The 16441-nt window shown below is 39.8% G+C and carries 12 protein-coding genes; 6 read left to right on the forward strand and 6 right to left on the reverse strand.

Annotation, left to right across the window (positions count from 1 at the left end; genetic code table 11):
- Window positions 1-131 precede the first annotated feature (131 nt).
- Entirely contained in the window at window positions 132-1643 is a 1512-nt protein-coding gene (locus tag QME45_12740; protein ID MDI6619514.1) for an FGGY family carbohydrate kinase, read from the reverse strand.
- A 241-nt stretch (window positions 1644-1884) separates the two neighbouring features.
- Here QME45_12740 and QME45_12745 point away from each other — a divergent pair, with 241 nt between their 5' ends.
- From QME45_12745 to QME45_12755, 3 genes are all read left to right on the forward strand, one after another.
- A complete protein-coding gene (locus tag QME45_12745; protein ID MDI6619515.1) occupies window positions 1885-3909 on the forward strand; it encodes a TIM barrel protein in 2025 nt (674 codons plus the stop codon).
- Window positions 3910-3927: 18 nt separating this feature from the next.
- Window positions 3928-5184, forward strand: a complete 1257-nt coding sequence (locus QME45_12750; GenBank protein MDI6619516.1) for a glucuronate isomerase — start codon at window positions 3928-3930, stop codon at window positions 5182-5184.
- A 211-nt stretch (window positions 5185-5395) separates the two neighbouring features.
- The gene (locus tag QME45_12755) at window positions 5396-5551 is read left to right on the forward strand and encodes a hypothetical protein (GenBank protein MDI6619517.1); all 156 of its coding nucleotides are present in this window, start codon (window positions 5396-5398) and stop codon (window positions 5549-5551) included.
- A gap of 72 nt (window positions 5552-5623) precedes the next feature.
- On the opposite strand, the gene QME45_12760 is transcribed toward QME45_12755, so the two are convergent.
- A complete protein-coding gene (locus tag QME45_12760; protein ID MDI6619518.1) occupies window positions 5624-6010 on the reverse strand; it encodes a hypothetical protein in 387 nt (128 codons plus the stop codon).
- Between the two features lie 309 nt (window positions 6011-6319).
- On the opposite strand from QME45_12760, the gene QME45_12765 reads away from it, so the two are divergent.
- Complete coding sequence (locus QME45_12765) at window positions 6320-9628, forward strand: UvrD-helicase domain-containing protein (GenBank protein ID MDI6619519.1); 3309 nt, start codon at window positions 6320-6322, stop codon at window positions 9626-9628.
- A 120-nt stretch (window positions 9629-9748) separates the two neighbouring features.
- On the opposite strand, the gene feoB is transcribed toward QME45_12765, so the two are convergent.
- Both feoB and QME45_12775 read right to left on the reverse strand, forming a co-directional pair.
- The gene (feoB, locus tag QME45_12770) at window positions 9749-11899 is read right to left on the reverse strand and encodes a ferrous iron transport protein B (GenBank protein ID MDI6619520.1); all 2151 of its coding nucleotides are present in this window, start codon (window positions 11897-11899) and stop codon (window positions 9749-9751) included.
- Window positions 11900-11928: 29 nt separating this feature from the next.
- Window positions 11929-12168: a FeoA family protein gene (locus QME45_12775; GenBank protein ID MDI6619521.1), complete on the reverse strand. Its 240-nt coding sequence runs from the start codon at window positions 12166-12168 to the stop codon at window positions 11929-11931.
- A 172-nt stretch (window positions 12169-12340) separates the two neighbouring features.
- Between QME45_12775 and QME45_12780 the strand changes: the two genes are divergently transcribed.
- Together QME45_12780 and QME45_12785 are read left to right on the forward strand one after the other, a co-directional pair.
- Window positions 12341-12832, forward strand: a complete 492-nt coding sequence (locus QME45_12780; GenBank protein ID MDI6619522.1) for an iron dependent repressor, metal binding and dimerization domain protein — start codon at window positions 12341-12343, stop codon at window positions 12830-12832.
- A gap of 202 nt (window positions 12833-13034) precedes the next feature.
- Window positions 13035-14312, forward strand: a complete 1278-nt coding sequence (locus QME45_12785) for a DUF4038 domain-containing protein (GenBank protein ID MDI6619523.1) — start codon at window positions 13035-13037, stop codon at window positions 14310-14312.
- 183 nt (window positions 14313-14495) lie between these two features.
- Here the strand turns inward: QME45_12785 and QME45_12790 are convergent, their stop codons facing one another.
- Window positions 14496-15251 (reverse strand): class I SAM-dependent methyltransferase, encoded by a 756-nt coding sequence (locus tag QME45_12790; GenBank protein ID MDI6619524.1) that lies wholly within the window; start codon window positions 15249-15251, stop codon window positions 14496-14498.
- 335 nt (window positions 15252-15586) lie between these two features.
- Complete coding sequence (locus tag QME45_12795) at window positions 15587-16225, reverse strand: ArsR family transcriptional regulator (GenBank protein ID MDI6619525.1); 639 nt, start codon at window positions 16223-16225, stop codon at window positions 15587-15589.
- Between the last annotated feature and the right edge of the window lie 216 nt (window positions 16226-16441).

The following is a 16441-nucleotide window of genomic DNA, read 5'->3' on the forward strand; positions in this document are numbered from 1 at the left end:
CCGGGTACGCTGATGGTACTGAAGCGGTGACGCTTCGGCAGAGTAAGTCACTGCCTATATTAGCATAAAATAAAAAGATCTTGCTTTTAAAAAGCAAGATCTTTTTATTTTATGCATATTTTATGAGGCAATTAAATATTGTCAAGCCTCTCAAATAAGTTTTCCACCGAGTTATAGAGATCATTATATATATCATAATATTGCATATATAATTTATTATTTTTTGCGTCAGGTTTAAATTCTTTTACAATATTGTTGATTTTTGCTATTTCATCTTCAGGATTTGAAAAAAGGCCTATCGAATATCCTCCAAGCGCAAAAGCTCCCAGGGAGCCGGCTTCAGTTATACGTGGCACCTTTACAATTTTATTGTATACATCTGCCTTTATAGAATTCCATATATCCGCTTTTGAACCTCCGCCCATCAAATAAACATCATATACATCCATACCCATTTTAGATAAAGTATCGATGCATGCTTTTACTTCGAAAGCAACACCTTCCATTATGCTTCTACCTATGTCGCCTCTTTTATGGGAAAGATCGAGGCCAAACAGCACGCCTTTTGCATGAGGATTAAATCTCGTAGACCTTGCGCCCATAAAAAACGGAAGCAGTATTAGCTTATTTGAGCCTATGGGACTTTTGCTTATTTCATTATCTATCTCACTGTAATCCAACCTGTTTCTTTTATCATCCTTCGAGAAATATATATTGTCCCTGAACCATCTCAATATTGATCCCGTAGTTGTCATGCCCTGTTCCATAAGATATTTGTCCTTTAAGACATGAAAGGTGCATACTATCTTTTCGTCCAGCGAATCTACGTTTTTGTCTGTAACATATGATATATTTCCTGCTGTCGCAGTTGACTCCATAACGCTGTTTCCATGTATTCCCGAGCCCAGGGCCTCGAGGCATCTGTCTCCGCCACCGATTACAACGGGTGTTCCATCCTTTATGCCGGTTTGCATCGATGATTCAACGGTTATTTCCCCCGGCTTCTCATACGAATTAAATATATCTGGCATCTTAGATTCGTCTATACCGATATATTTTAAGATATTTGAACACCATTTTTTATTTTTCCTATCAAACATCATCGTGCGCGATGCGAGAGAATAATCTGTTATATATTTTCCGGTAAGTCTATAATATATATAATCCCTTGGCTGCAGTATTTTATATGTATTTTTCAATATTTCGGGTGTGTTTTGCTTCATCCATAAAATCTTTGTTGAAGTAAAATTTGGATATGGTATCATTCCGGTTGTATTATGGATATAGTCCTTTCCAAAATAACGGCTGATTTCATCGGTCTGTTTTACATTGCGCTTATCAAGCCAGCATATTGCTTTGGAAAGAGGAAGCCCTTTCGAATCAACGGCTACAAATGTTTCCCTTTGCGATGAAAGGGAAACACACAATATGCGGCATGGGCAGCCGACTTTTTCGATACATTTCCTGATAGATGATGCACATGTGTTCCACCATTCGTATGCATCCTGCTCTGCCCATCCTACATTGGGGTAATATGTTTTATATTCCTTGTTTACCTGACACTTTATACTTCCATCGAGTGTAAATAGTACGACTTTGCATGAAGTAGTTCCCAAATCACAGGTTAATATTAAATCCAGCATAAATAAAGCCTCCATCAAGTAAATTAGTAAAATCCAATATTGCTGACCAAAGTTCAAATATATCACGGGTGCACAGCAAGAAAATAAATAATATGAATTATCTGCTGCGTTCTATTTATATTATCATATAGAGAATATATATTCAATAATTTATTGTGGCTTTCTGTTGCAAATATTGACGTTTTGTTGGAATATATTTATAATTATATTGTAATGCGATTAAAGGATTGGAGGAGAATATATGGCACTTGAAAATAATATTATAAGTATTGTACACGCAATGGCTTATCCAGGCCCAGGGTCTACCAATACAGTCTCGAGAGGAGAAGCAGATGAAAATTATTTGCTAACATCTATAAAGAAAATAATCGACGATCCATATTTTGGAGCGATTGAAGTTACTTATATAAAAAATGATGCGGTTGTCAAAAAGGTAGCTGAGATCTTTAAAAATAGCAGTAAAGAAGTAATATTCAGTGCACAGCCTGTGCAACTCAGCCATACTGAAGATATGGTAGAAAAAACAGATATTTCAAGTATTGACGAAAAGCAAAGGCAAATTGCAGTAGAAAGGATGTTTAGGTTAATAGACCAGGCATACGACATAGGGGCGGAAAGCATAGCCTTTGTCAGCGGAGTAGATACGCCGGATGAAAAATTGCGGCCGATGGCTAAAAATTCTCTTGTGATGTCCATCGATCAGATGTGTAATTATAGTGATGTGGAGGGGAAAAAGCTTAATAGAAGGCCTCTGAATTTTATACTTGAATTATTTGACAGAGAAAACAAGAAGGGATTTAAAGATCAGCTTGTTGGTCCTTCATCGGAAGCTATAAAAATAGCTAGGGAAGTAAGGCATGTTTTTGGACATAGGAATTTTGGACTTATGTACGACCTCAGCCATATGCTTTTGATTAAAGATAATGATGGCAAAAGTGAGACTCCGGGTGTGTTAAAAGCATTAGCTCCATATCTTTTCCATATTCATATAGGAAACTGCGTAATAGATAAGAACGATCCATATTATGGTGATTCCCATGTGAGCATGGATTATAGAAATGGCGCTGTGAGCAAAAATATATTGAAGGAGTTTGTCAAGGCACTTGTTGAGATAGGCTATAAGGGGATTATTGGGTTTGAGGTTGCAACTGTTAAGGGCGAAGTAAGCGAATCGGTCATAAACATTCACAAGGCGTATTTTGATGATGCTAGAAACAGTGTAATTGTTAATTACGCACTTGGATCATATGCATATGTAAACAGAAAATTTATGCCGGAACAGTTATTCGATATGATAACAGATATAAGAGTTGCTAAGCCTTATGCCATTTATGATGAAGCGAAGGCAAGACGAAAAAGGGAAAACCTTACCCTTGACGGCAAACTTCTGATACTCGCATGCGATCATCCCGCAAGATGTGTGACTTCAGTGGGAGATGATCCTATAAAGATGGGGAGCAGGTTTGAATACCTCGGCAGAATACTAAGGGTATTATGCCATGAGGAAGTAGACGGCGTTATGACAACACCGGATATAATGGATGAACTATTTATAATAAGCGGCATTTTCAGAGAAAAAACAGGTAAAAGTTTTCTTGATGATAAAGTGCTGGTAGGATGCATGAACAGGTCAGGCCTTGCGGGATTCAGATACGAGATGGATGACAGGATGACGGCATATGATGCAGAGACAATTGTAAACATGAGGATGGATGCTGCGAAAATACTTTTAAGGCTTGATAAATATCGCCATAGCAAAGAGTCCATAATGACAATGGATTATTGTGCAAAAGCAATAGATGATTGCAATAAATATGATATCCCCGTTATGATAGAACCGCTGCCGGTAGAACATACGGAGGACGGCTATAAAACAAAAATGGACAAGGATTCTTTGATACAGACCATAGGTGTAGCCTCGGCCCTTGGAAACTCATCGAGAAACCACTGGATAAAAATTCCTTACGTTGAAGGATACAGCGATGTTGTGAAATCAACGACTATGCCTATTCTCATGCTCGGAGGAGCGTCTGAGGGGAGCCCTGTAAATACTCTGGAAAACTTTGAAAGGGGTATGGGAGCAGGCAGGAATGTAAGGGGAGTACTTGTAGGAAGAAATGTTTTATATCCCGGCAATGATGATCCTCAGTCCGTCGCTGTCGCAATATCGAGAATAGTGCACAAAAATTATTCAGCGCAGGAGGCAGTGAAATTTATAAGATGTAACAGGGATAATAATATCAATTTATTAAGGGATATTTTATAATTACAAGGAGGCAGTGTAATGTATATAACTGATAAAGACATTTTGAAAAAAGTTGTAGATGATGCAGTTGACAATGTAAAGATTACAGATGTTCATACTCATCTGTATCCTGGAAGTTTTAAAAATATGCTGCTTTGGGGGATTGATGATCTTCTTACATATCATTACCTTATTGCGGAATATTTCAGGTATTCGGATATCGATTATGATAAGTTCTTTGAGCTTTCAAAAACGGAGCAAGCTGATCTTATTTGGGATGAATTGTTCATAAAGCATTCGCCTGTAAGCGAGGCTCAAAGAGGTGTACTTACAGTACTAAATAAACTTGGACTTGATTTGTCGTCAAGAGATTTAAACAAATACAGAGATTATTTTAAATCATTGACTGTTCAGCAGTATATCGATAAAGTCTTTGAGCTTGCCAATATAAAAGAAGTCGTAATGACAAATGACCCGTTTAATCGCACTGAGAGCAAATTCTGGGATACTATTGGAAACAGCGATAAAAGATTTAAGGCGGCGCTCAGGATAGACCCTCTTTTAAATAACTATGACCAATCATTTAAGAGGCTGCAAGAGTTAGGGTATAAAGTAGACGGAAGTCTTGATAAAGCATCTGTCAGTGAAATAAAGAGATTTTTAAAAGAATGGGCATTAAAGATAGATGCATTATATATGGCTGTATCCCTTCCATGTGAATTCATGGTTCCTGAAGATTCAGACAGGTCTTTGATAATTGAAAATTGTGTATTGCCTGTGTGCAGGGAATTAGGTATTCCTTTTGCCATGATGATAGGAACAAAGAGGCTTGTCAATTATAAGTTAAGGCTTGCGGGGGATTCTGTCGGAAAGGCTGACATAAAGGCAGTGGAATATCTTTGCAAGAGGTATCCTGAAAATAAGTTCATGGTCACAATGCTTTCAAAGGAAAACCAACATGAACTTGCGGTCACAGCCAGAAAGTTTAGAAATCTTATGATATTCGGGTGCTGGTGGTTTTTGAATAATCCGAGCATTGTCCATGAAATTACAAGGTTCAGGATGGAGATGCTAGGGCTTTCATTTATTCCTCAGCATTCCGATGCAAGAGTTTTGGACCAGTTGATATATAAATGGTCTCATTCAAAGAAAGTCATAGCTAAAGTGCTTCTAGATAAATATGACGACATATATGATACAGGATGGAAAATAAGCGATGATGAAATAAAAAGGGATGTAGAGGACTTGTTTGGCAGGAACTTTTTGAGATTCCTGGGCAAAACAGAGAATAAATAAAATCTAAGAATCGGGAGAATACGAGATTTTTATTGCTTGTATTCTCCTTTTTCATTAAATAATGGCTGCTTGAATTCTGATTGTTTATACTGGGACTCTTCAAAAGGATATTCAGGCAGGAAAAAATTATACAGAAAAAATGCCGATGGATAAAGATATTTACCCCTTATTATTCTGAAATATTGAAGGGGTAGCAATTGAATGGGGAACAATGCCATCGGTTCGTACAATAATTGCTCAGGCATATAGAGCTTTTCCGCCGGACTTTTTTCCGGCGATAATCGCCGCATCTTTGTGCGATTATCCAATGATTTTTTTGGATATAGTATATATGCTGGATATGATAAGAAAAATACAAACAATATAGAATACATTCGATCCTCTTTAATGAAAGACTATGTACGGAGTGGATATTCATTAATATCCACTCCTGGATTAATTAGTAGGCGAAACCTCCACCGTAAGCGGTGCCATGTCCGCCAAATCCGAAGCAGCCTCCGCAAAGTATAAGCAAGAATACTATTATGATGAACAATACGCTGCTGTCGATCCTGTCTCTGTTGAATAAACTTCCGTCAAAAGCTACAGGAGCTCCATCGCAAGTTCCGTCGTCACCGCAACCTTTTCTTGTTGTTACAGGAAGATCTTTCTTGCCGAACTGCAGTACAATGACTATCAGGAGAAGCAGAGCATAAAACCATTTTATAGCTGAACCAGCTCCGCAAGAACCTGTTCCGTACCCTACTGCTCCATATCCTGCTGCGCCGTATGCTCCAGGGCCGTACATTTGCGGATAGCAGCATTCATGATGATGATGTTTTGACATAATTTTTCCTCCCTTATAATTGGGCATTGGAAATGCCATATTTGATGTACAATAATATAAAATATGTGCTATATTTATAATTTACTTAATGATATACCCTTTTCTATTCTTATAGTATGTGAATGTGGGTAATGGTGTTACAGTTTGTTATCTGTGAAATTAAGAAAGATGAAAAAAAATTATCTTTAAATTATAATAAGATTTTCCGGACAATTTGAATGCATCAAATGCGTCTGCAAAAATAGGGCAACTGCATGGGACTTTATGTTATAATAGATCTGAATTTATCAGAAAAAGCAGGTGTATTTTATGTTTCTTGCGGATTTACATATTCATTCAAAATATAGCAGGGCGACCAGCAGGGACTGCGTTCCCGAAATGCTTGAGCTGTGGGCTCGCCGGAAAGGCCTCGATCTCATCGGCACCGGGGATTTTACCCATCCGGCCTGGCGTGAGGAGTTGAAAGAAAAACTTGTTCCCGCGGAGGAGGGTCTTTATACTCTCAAGGACGAGTTTCGCATGCAGGAGGATATAGGGGATTCCCATCGGAAACCGAGGTTTATCGTCTCCGGTGAAATCAGTTCCATTTATAAAAAGAACGGCAAGGTCAGGAAGGTTCATAACCTCATACTCCTTCCAGGGCTTGAGGCCGCAGAGACATTGTCTCACAGGTTGGAAGCCATTGGCAATCTGCATTCCGACGGCAGGCCGATTCTGGGTCTTGACAGCAGGGACCTTCTTGAAATTACACTGGACGTGTGCAAGGATGCCATTTTCATCCCGGCTCATATCTGGACCCCGCATTTTTCGCTTTTTGGTGCATATTCCGGCTTTGATACCATTGAGGAATGTTTCGAGGACCTGACAGGATGCATTCATGCACTCGAAACCGGCCTTTCTTCTGACCCGCCGATGAACTGGCGACTTTCAGCCTTGGATCGCTTTACATTGGTTTCGAATTCGGATGCCCATTCGCCGGCGAATCTTGCAAGGGAGGCTAATATATTTAATACTGATTTATCATATGCGGATATTTCGCATTCGCTAGAGAGCCGGAATACAGATGAATTTCTCGGCACGATCGAATTTTTCCCGGAGGAGGGGAAATACCACTATGACGGGCATCGTCACTGCAAAGTGTGCTTGAAACCTGCAGATACAGATGCTGTTTCGGGTATATGCCCGGTATGCGGCAGACGGATTACCGTTGGAGTGCTCCACCGGGTGGAGGCCCTATCAGACCGAGAAGAGGGCTTTATACCGCCAGGGGCGAAACGTTTTGAAAGTATTATTCCCCTCCGCGAGGTGATTGCTGCCTGTATAGGATTTTCCGCTGCAAGCGGCAAGGTCAGGAAAAGGTACGATGATATGATACATACTCTGGGTCCGGAGCTTTTTATCCTTCGGGAGGCACAAATCGAAGATATCAAACTTAAAGCAGGTCCGCTGGTTGCCGAGGGTATCCGCAGACTCCGTGAAAGGAAAGTGGAAGTTCTGCCCGGGTATGATGGCGAATACGGAAAGATTAAGATTTTCGATCGAGGCGAAATCGACCGGCTCTCCGGCCAGATGCGTTTTTTTCAGGAAGAGATGAAGAAAGATTCAGTGCCTGAAAACGGTAAGAGTGTGAAAGCTAATGTATCGAAAGCCCTTGATACATCGGACAGTACGGCTGCCATGATACAGGGGAAAACATCGGATGAGATTAAAAATGTTTCTAAAGATGAATTTTCAGGATTGAACTGTGAACAGATGGAGGCTGTATCCGCTTTAGACCATGCTATCGCGGTAATCGCCGGGCCTGGAACAGGGAAAACGAGAACGCTGGTAAGCAGGATAGCCCGTCTTGTTAAGGAATGCGGCGTATCGCCAAGACAGATCACCGCTGTTACCTTTACTAACCGGGCGGCAGATGAAATGCGAGTCCGCCTTACCGCATATTTCAAAGACAGGCGAACAGTAAATGCCATGACTATCGGGACATTTCACTCCATTTGTCTGAAAATCCTGCGTGAGGGAAAAAAGAATGCAGACCTTACGGTGATCGATGAGCAGGATTCACTCTCCATAGTCGAAGATATATTAAAAAATTTCCGGGTCAAAGCTTCCCCGAGAGATGTTTTGAAGGAGATTTCCCTTGTCAAAAGCGGCGCTAAGCTGCAGGAGGATGCCGATGTCCCACCCAAGGTTTACGAGGCGTATTGCACGCATCTTGCGCAGTATGGTGTGATGGACTATGATGATATCCTTTTGAATTCGCTCGCGCTGTTTGAGGACGGAGGTATGGAAAGCAGTGAGGAGAAAAAATTTCAAAAGTCATTTTTAAACCTTCTGGTGGACGAATTTCAGGATATCAATCCCATCCAGTATCGACTTATACAGGCATGGAGCAAAAAAAGCTCCGGGATTTTTGTGATCGGAGATCCCGACCAGTCCATTTACGGGTTCCGTGGGTCGGATTCCCACTGCTTTGATCGGTTTTTTAAGGATTTTCCAGGGGCACGGCAGATCTATCTTAAAGAGAACTACCGCTCGACGCCTGAAATTATCGGATGTTCCCGATCCGTCATTGCGGGGGATAATGATGCAAAACCTTCTCTTGAGGCGCGGAAGGCCAGCGGGGCCAAAGTGCGCATTATAGAAGCAGACGGTGATTTCCCTGAAGCGATTTTTGTGGCCAAGGAGATAAATCGAATGATCGGTGGCATCGACATGCTCGAGGTCCATGATTCATTGAATTCAAAGAGAAAAAAGTTATCTGATTTGTATGTTAGAAGTTTTTCGGATATTGCTGTGTTGTATAGGACCAACCGTCAGGCAGAACTTCTGGAAGAATGCCTTTTAAAAGAAGGCATTCCATACATAGTCGCCGGACGCGGCGATTTTCTTTCCGACAGCGAAGTCCGCAAGGCAATTGCTTTTTTCCGCTTTTTGCTGGAGCCGGCCGACCTTGTTTCCTTACATTTGTGCTTGAAGGAGTGGGAAATTGGAGATCGGATACGGAGAGTTATTGAGGAATATGCCGGCTCGGATAAGAGCATTCCGTCCCTCTTAAAAATCATGGAAGAAATTCCAACCAGGATGGAGAAACTTCAAAGATTTTTGGAGTTGCTGAGCAAATATGAGCCTCTCGTCCATAGGGAAAAGCCGCAGAAGCTGATCGAAGCCTGGATTGACGATAATGGACTGCAGGATGATCGAAACATTAAGCTTTTTTCAAACATGGCTGTCATGCATGATAAAATGTCTTCCCTGCTGCAGAATTTGCTGCTTGGCCGTGAAGGCGACGTGGTTCGCAGCGGAGCAAAGAGCTATTCACCAGATGCGGTTTCCCTCATGACACTGCACGCGGCGAAAGGCCTTGAATTTCCGGTAGTGTTTATAAGCGGCGTAAGTGATGGCATAATCCCGCTGAAAAATCGCAAAGGTGACTGCGACATCGATGAAGAACGACGGCTTTTCTATGTCGGAATGACAAGGGCGAAGGAAGAACTGATCATCCTAACTTCTTCTGCGCCATCTCCATTCCTTGCGGATTTTCCTGAGGGATTCTGCTCTGAAGGCAATGCCTTTGAACGGAAGAAAGCTCCTGAGTTTGAGCAGATCAAATTTTTTTGATGATAACGTTCTTCAAATAATTTTGATTCGTAATATGAGATTATGTTATTTTGAGCATTTATTTGTTGCTCAAAATAACATAATCCAATTTATGCCTGATTTCAAATTACGAATTGAAGTTTAGATTAAACTTATTAACCGGACAGTTTGTGTTACTATAAAACAAATGACGATGCCTGTTATTGTAGGTACTAAAAACGATATCAATGTCCACTTGATGCTTTGTGTCTCTTTTCGTATCGTCAATAATGTAGTTCCACAAGGAAAATGCATAAGTGAAAACAGCATGACGCAAACTGCTGTGAGATATGTCCAGCCATGAGATACCAGAAGATTTCTTAATTCTTCCAGGCTGCTTAATTCCAATATATTTCCTGTTGCCGTATAGCTCATTATTATAATAGGAACAACAATCTCATTTGCAGGAAGTCCGAGGATAAACGCCATAAGTATATAACCGTCCAAACCAATCAGATTGGCGAAAGGCTGCAGGAAATTGGCTCCGTGGGATAATAGGCTCATATTTCCAACTTGTATATTTGCCATGAGCCAAATAATTAATCCGGCAGGAGCGGCGACTGAAATGGCACGGGTTAACACGAATAAAGTCCTGTCTAATATAGAGCGTACTATTATGCGCCCAATTTGAGGTTTACGGTATGGAGGCAATTCCAACGCAAATGAGGACGGCAAACCTTTTAAAATTGTTTTGGATAATATTCTCGACATAAGCAAGGTCATAGCAACGCCGAGTACGATAACGCAAATCATGGCAATAGTAGAGACCAATGAGTGATAGGCGCTTGATACGGCACTGCCGATGAAAATGGTAGATATAGCTATTAATGTTGGAAAGCGCCCATTACAAGGAACAAAATTATTAGTGATTATCGCAATCAAGCGTTCCCTTGGAGAGTCTATTATTCTGCATCCGATTACACCTGCCGCATTACACCCGAAACCCATACACATGGTCAGCGCCTGCTTTCCGTGAGCACAGGCTTTTTTAAAAAAATTGTCAAGGTTAAATGCGACTCTTGGCAAGTAACCTAAATCCTCTAGCAGGGTAAAAAGCGGAAAGAATATGGCCATCGGTGGCAGCATAACGGAAACAACCCATGCAAGCGTCCTGTATATGCCTAAAACAAGTACACCATGCAACCAAGCCGGAGAACCGATCCACATAAAAAAATCGGTCAAACGGTCTTCAATCCAAAACAGGAATCTTGCTATAATTTCAGAAGGGTAGTTGGCACCGGTAATAGTAAGCCAAAATACTAATCCCAACAATACAATCATAATAGGGATACCAAATAATTTTGACGTAAGTATGCTGTCGATTCTCCTATCCGTAGCGTTATATTTTTTATTCTCCAATTTAACTACATGGTTGCATATGTTTTCCGCAGTATGGACGATACTGGATACCACATTATCGCGGAATGCATCGGGGTTAATGCCATTATCAACCAAAAATTTTCTTGCGTACTTTAACTTGTTAATAATAATTTCATTTTCATTTAATTTAAAGCCTAAAAAATCATTAAGGGAGCTAAGGAGCGTTTTATCGCCATCGAGTAGTTTTAATGTCACCCATCGGCTATTTATGGTATTCCCGACAATTCCTTTTACATAAGGCTCTAAATATTCTATAGCTTTTTCAATAATATCGTCATATTTTACTTTTAGCGGAGAGGTATTTGCTTGCTTATTCGTTATTTTATAAACCGTCTCCATTAAATCATTTAAGCCTTTGTTATTCCTTGCGCTTGTTCCAATAGCAGGTACGCCAAGTCGCTTTGATAACCCATCTATGTCAATGCTTATTTTCTTTCGCTTGGCTTCATCCATAAGATTTACACATACAACTACTTTGTCGGTGATTTCAAGTGTTTGCAGCACAAGATTCAAGTTACGTTCAAGACAGGTAGCGTCTGTGACGACTACTGTTGCGTCAGGTTTTCCGAAGCATACGAAATCCCTTGCCACTTCCTCTTCAACAGAGTTTGACATAAGGGAGTAAGTCCCTGGAATATCTACGAGTATAAAATCCTTATCCCTATGCTTATAATATCCTTGTGCATTTGTTACCGTCTTGCCCGGCCAGTTTCCTGTATGCTGATTCAGGCCGGTCAAGCTGTTGAAAACGGTACTTTTCCCTACATTTGGATTCCCTGCTAATGCTATAACAAATTCGTTGTCACTATTGCGGCTCACATTAAAAGTTTCTTTTAATACATTTACTCCTGTTGACTGACATGTACAACCCATAGAATAACCTCTCTTTGCTATTTTTGATACTAATTCTCTTCAACAAATATTTTTGATGCTTCTTCGGAACGCAGAGCAATTACAGCACCCCTGATTTGATAAGCCGTTGGGTCCCCTGAAGGACTTTTCTGCATGGCTTCTACCTGGGTATCTATAATCAATCCCAAATCCAGCATTCTACGCCTGGTACTTCCGTCGGCAGTAAGTTCTTTAACTCTGGCAGCACTTCCTATCGGTAAAAGATTTAATGGAATAACTTTACTTTTCATAGATGATATACCTCCTGTAAAAGTTATGTTTATAGATTATTTTATTTTTGTTAGTCGTGGTAAAATGTTTTGCTTATGACTAATATATGTGCAATAAACTAAAAGTGTTACGCATATAATCAATTATGATGAAATATTTAGCAATCTAAAATATAAAAAGGTTGTGGTAATGATGAATGAAAATAGAGAATTTCATACGGTGAGGGGTTATCAGTTGTTAGGACAGGAAAAACGAATCCTGACATCCGCTATGGAGGATTATCTTGAAATGATTTATAGAAATAGTTTGGAAGCCGGCTCGATGCGGATAAATACGCTATCGGAGCTTTTGAATGTGCAGCCGTCATCTGCAACTAAAATGGTGCAGAAACTAACAAAAGCTGGTATGGTAGACTATCAAAAGTATGGCATTATTTTTTTGACGGAAAAGGGTAAGAGGATCGGTGAATTTTTGTATAACCGACATAATATAATAGAAACATTTTTAGAATGTATCGGCATAAGTGAAAATCCTTTCGTAGAAACTGAATTGATTGAACATCATATAAGCCCTCAAACGATTCAAAATATAAATTTGTTCAATTGTTTTATTAAAAAAAACCCGGATTTAAAAGAAAGGTTTGAAAAGTTTAAAAATTCGAGTACGGATTCAAAAGATAATTGATGCTTGCAATGTCTCCTATCCTCTATTCTATGAGAAGATTGCTGATAAATACAGCTTCATCATTATAATCAAGACATGTAAATTATGAAGTTTTAAAAAATTAAAAAGTATGGACTAATTTAAAAATGAATGATAGAATAAACAAAATAAGAATATACGGTGATAAGCTTTTTATAAATTAAAATAAAATGAGGGTGTTTTTATGCTGAAATTATCTGTCAATCATTCAAGAGACGGATTTTTAAGGGGCGGCAGGCTTTTTTTCTATCTGGCTGATACCTGTTGGAGTGCATTTACCAATGCTGCGCCTGATGAATGGGAAGAGTATCTCAACTATCGAAAAGCGCAGGATTTCAACGTACTGCAAATCAATATTCTTCCACAGTGGGACTGCTGCGTGGAGCATCCGGCAGCTCTTCCGTTTGCTATTGGTGCGGATGGAAAATACGATTATTTTAATTTAAATGAGGCTTATTTCGCCAGGGCACAGCAATTCATTCAGATGGCGGTAGAACGTGGATTTGTCCCGGCTCTTGTGGTACTTTGGAGCGATCATGTGCCAGGAACATGGGCGTCACGACGGATGCCGGATCACATTATTCCTTTTGAAGCGGTAAAACCTTATGTTTCGTACATAGCGAAAATATTCTCACGTTTTAATCCAGTTTATATTGTAAGCGGCGACACCGATTTTGAAACGGCCGAAGCTGTAAAGTATTACCTTGCGGCTCTTGAGACGATTAAAAACGTCTCCCCTGAAGCCCTCACCACGCTTCATCTGTGTGGAGCTTTCACCGATCAGCCATCAGAAATTGAAAATTCTCCAAACTTTGACTTTTACATGTACCAGTCCGGCCATGACAGAAGGAGCCAGTACCTTGCCTATGCTATGGCGGAAACTTTTTATAAAAAATCAGTCAAGCGCCCCGTTGTTAATGGAGAACCATGCTATGAAGGGCATGGATTTGGCTGTGAATACGGACGTTTTAGTTCCTTCGATGTCAGAAAAGCAGTTTGGTCGTCGCTCCTTTCCGGTGCGAAGGCCGGCGTAACTTATGGTGCCCATGGCATCTGGAGTTTCCATAAAAAAGGAAATCCATTCCCGGCAGAGGCCTATTCCAAAACTCCATTTCCATGGAAAGATGCACTTCGTCTGCCGGGAGCATGGGACGTTTCATTTGCCCGTCGCCTTTTTGAAGAATGGAAACTTTACGATCTGGAGCCTGCAGATCTTCTAATCGGTGGTTCCCCGGATATCAGGATGTCTGTTTCAAAAAGCAGGGACAAGGTTGCTATTTATATTCCTTATGCATTGAAAGTAACTATTGGAGCTGAATTCAGGGATTTCGACTGGACGCTTGTAGACTTGGCAAATCGGCGTTTTGCAAAGCCGGATGTAGTCATTTCAGAGGGAAAAACCGTTATCCCCATGTATGACGCCAACGCGGATGCACTGGTTGTCGGAAGGAGGCTGTTGTAAATCCATAATATCCGTATGCCTTACGGATTGGGGTGAAAAGAAGGAGTATTCCCTGGATGAATAACGAGCTACACTGGTGATATATTTCGTTTCAGTCTTGTTGAAGTATGAGTCTGTAATTTTTATGGAAAACATGCTATCCCTCTTTTACAAATTATGTTTAAAAAAATATAGGAGGTTTAATTACAGCTTTTTTGCAACGATTATGAAGCGGTGTTCTGTTCCCTGGATAAACCCTTTTTCCTGAATTTCCATCTGACATTCACAAAGCCTGTCAAAAGAGGTTTCAACGGAGAAGCCAGGGAATTCCCACTCAATAATTTTTGCGAAATAAACTAATGCTCCGACATCAAAAAAGCGGATGGGCGTAAATGTTTCATTGGATTCTATAATTTTAAAGCCTGCATTTTTTAATATAGCAATATTGTTGTCTAAAGTATGTGCAGGAAACAATGGAGTAAAATTCTTAATTAAACGATACGATAGATCATTGTTGTTCTTTCCGCCTACTTGCTGGGTAATAAAATATCCTCCGCTTTTCAGAATACGGTCTACTTCCGATGCATCAAATGACTCATGCCGATTGATAATAATATCAAGACTTTCATGTTGAAACGGAAGTTTGTCGTCGTCGTATGTTTGCCTGACTGTAATACCGAGCGGTTCAAGCTTTTTTTTGCAAAGCTCTACATTAGGAGGATATGCTTCCGTAACCGATGTAAGGGCATACGGATGCCTTAACGACAGCAGAAACTCACCGCCGCCTGTTCCCATATCGAGAAGCTTATCTGTGCTTTTCAAATAGTATAATACTATTTTATGATAGTCCCATGGTAAAATTTTACTTTTCCATCTTCCATTGATATGAGAAAAATCCCATCCTTTGAAAACATGATTTTCTTCGTATAGCCATTGCTCTTTCAACTCATCATAATTCATTTAACTTTACCTCTTATTTTGAAATATACCGATAATTTGAAAACAATAGATAATATTACTTCCAAATTATACCATTGCAAAAATGAAAAATCCATGTGCTGTGTCACTTTAGAGTGATAAAGATTTTTTGAAGAATATTATGGAAAGAGCAATTAGCGGAAAGGCTTTAGAGTCTGTTAACGCATGTTCAGGATTAGCAGAATCAATGTCTGAACTTAAGTGAGTTTTGATTCTGCCCTGAACGAGTTTACAGACTCTATATACTTAGAGCTTAGCGATTGTAATAATATTCTTCAAATATAAAATATGCACCCGTTACTTTAGGGCACTAAGTTTCAATCAGCCGTTTCATCGCTATCCCAATTTCCCTCAGAGTATTGCGGATCCAGTAAATCGGCTATGCCGGTAAGCAACATAATTATACCCTGAACACGATGGGGCTTAACAGCATAAACTCCTCGCTCAGCCTGATCTAACTCATAAACGATATCAGCTGCTATAAGTGGTTTAAGGTGGTGATAAACCTGTCCGGTTGAGTTAAAGTGACATTGTTCCACAAGAGAAGCTACCGTCATAGGTTTTTTTAACAGAGCAAGAAGGATGTTCAAACGATCATTGTTTCCGATGCATTGCAGTACCAATGAAGCTGATTTGTTTTCAATTAACGATAGCAAGTCATCTATGCTTACTTCATTACGGATCCAATTTGATTGTCTTCCGCCTGATGTGAATATACCGAGATAAGTGATTGCTCCCGTTATATCCTTTTCATCCGTTAATTTACAGAGACGTTCCATAAGCTGGCTGATCCTGGGGTCAGGATGCATATTTTGCATAGGGTACACTTTTTTTAATTTTCCAGTAGCTTTGTCATTACCATTCTGCTGGTTTTTTGCAAATTCCATAAAAAGTTGCCTTAAGTCATTTACCTGTTTTTTTAACTCTTCAATTTCAATATCGTAGTTTTTTCCCATATGAAACCCTCCTAATTATTTAATACGTAATATCGTAATTACATAATATCATAGCAAACTAAGTTTGTAAATACGTAATTAAGTAATTCTTCAATTCGTAATATGAAATCAGACATAAATAGGATTATGTTATTTTGAGCAACGAATGAGCATTATGAAAATTTTGATAAGTTCTTGGCTTTGCTGCCGAAGAGAATCCTTAGAGCTTTTGATTGT

Source organism: Clostridiales bacterium (assembly GCA_030016385.1).
In the GTDB taxonomy this organism is placed as follows: domain Bacteria; phylum Bacillota; class Clostridia; order Clostridiales; family Oxobacteraceae; genus JASEJN01.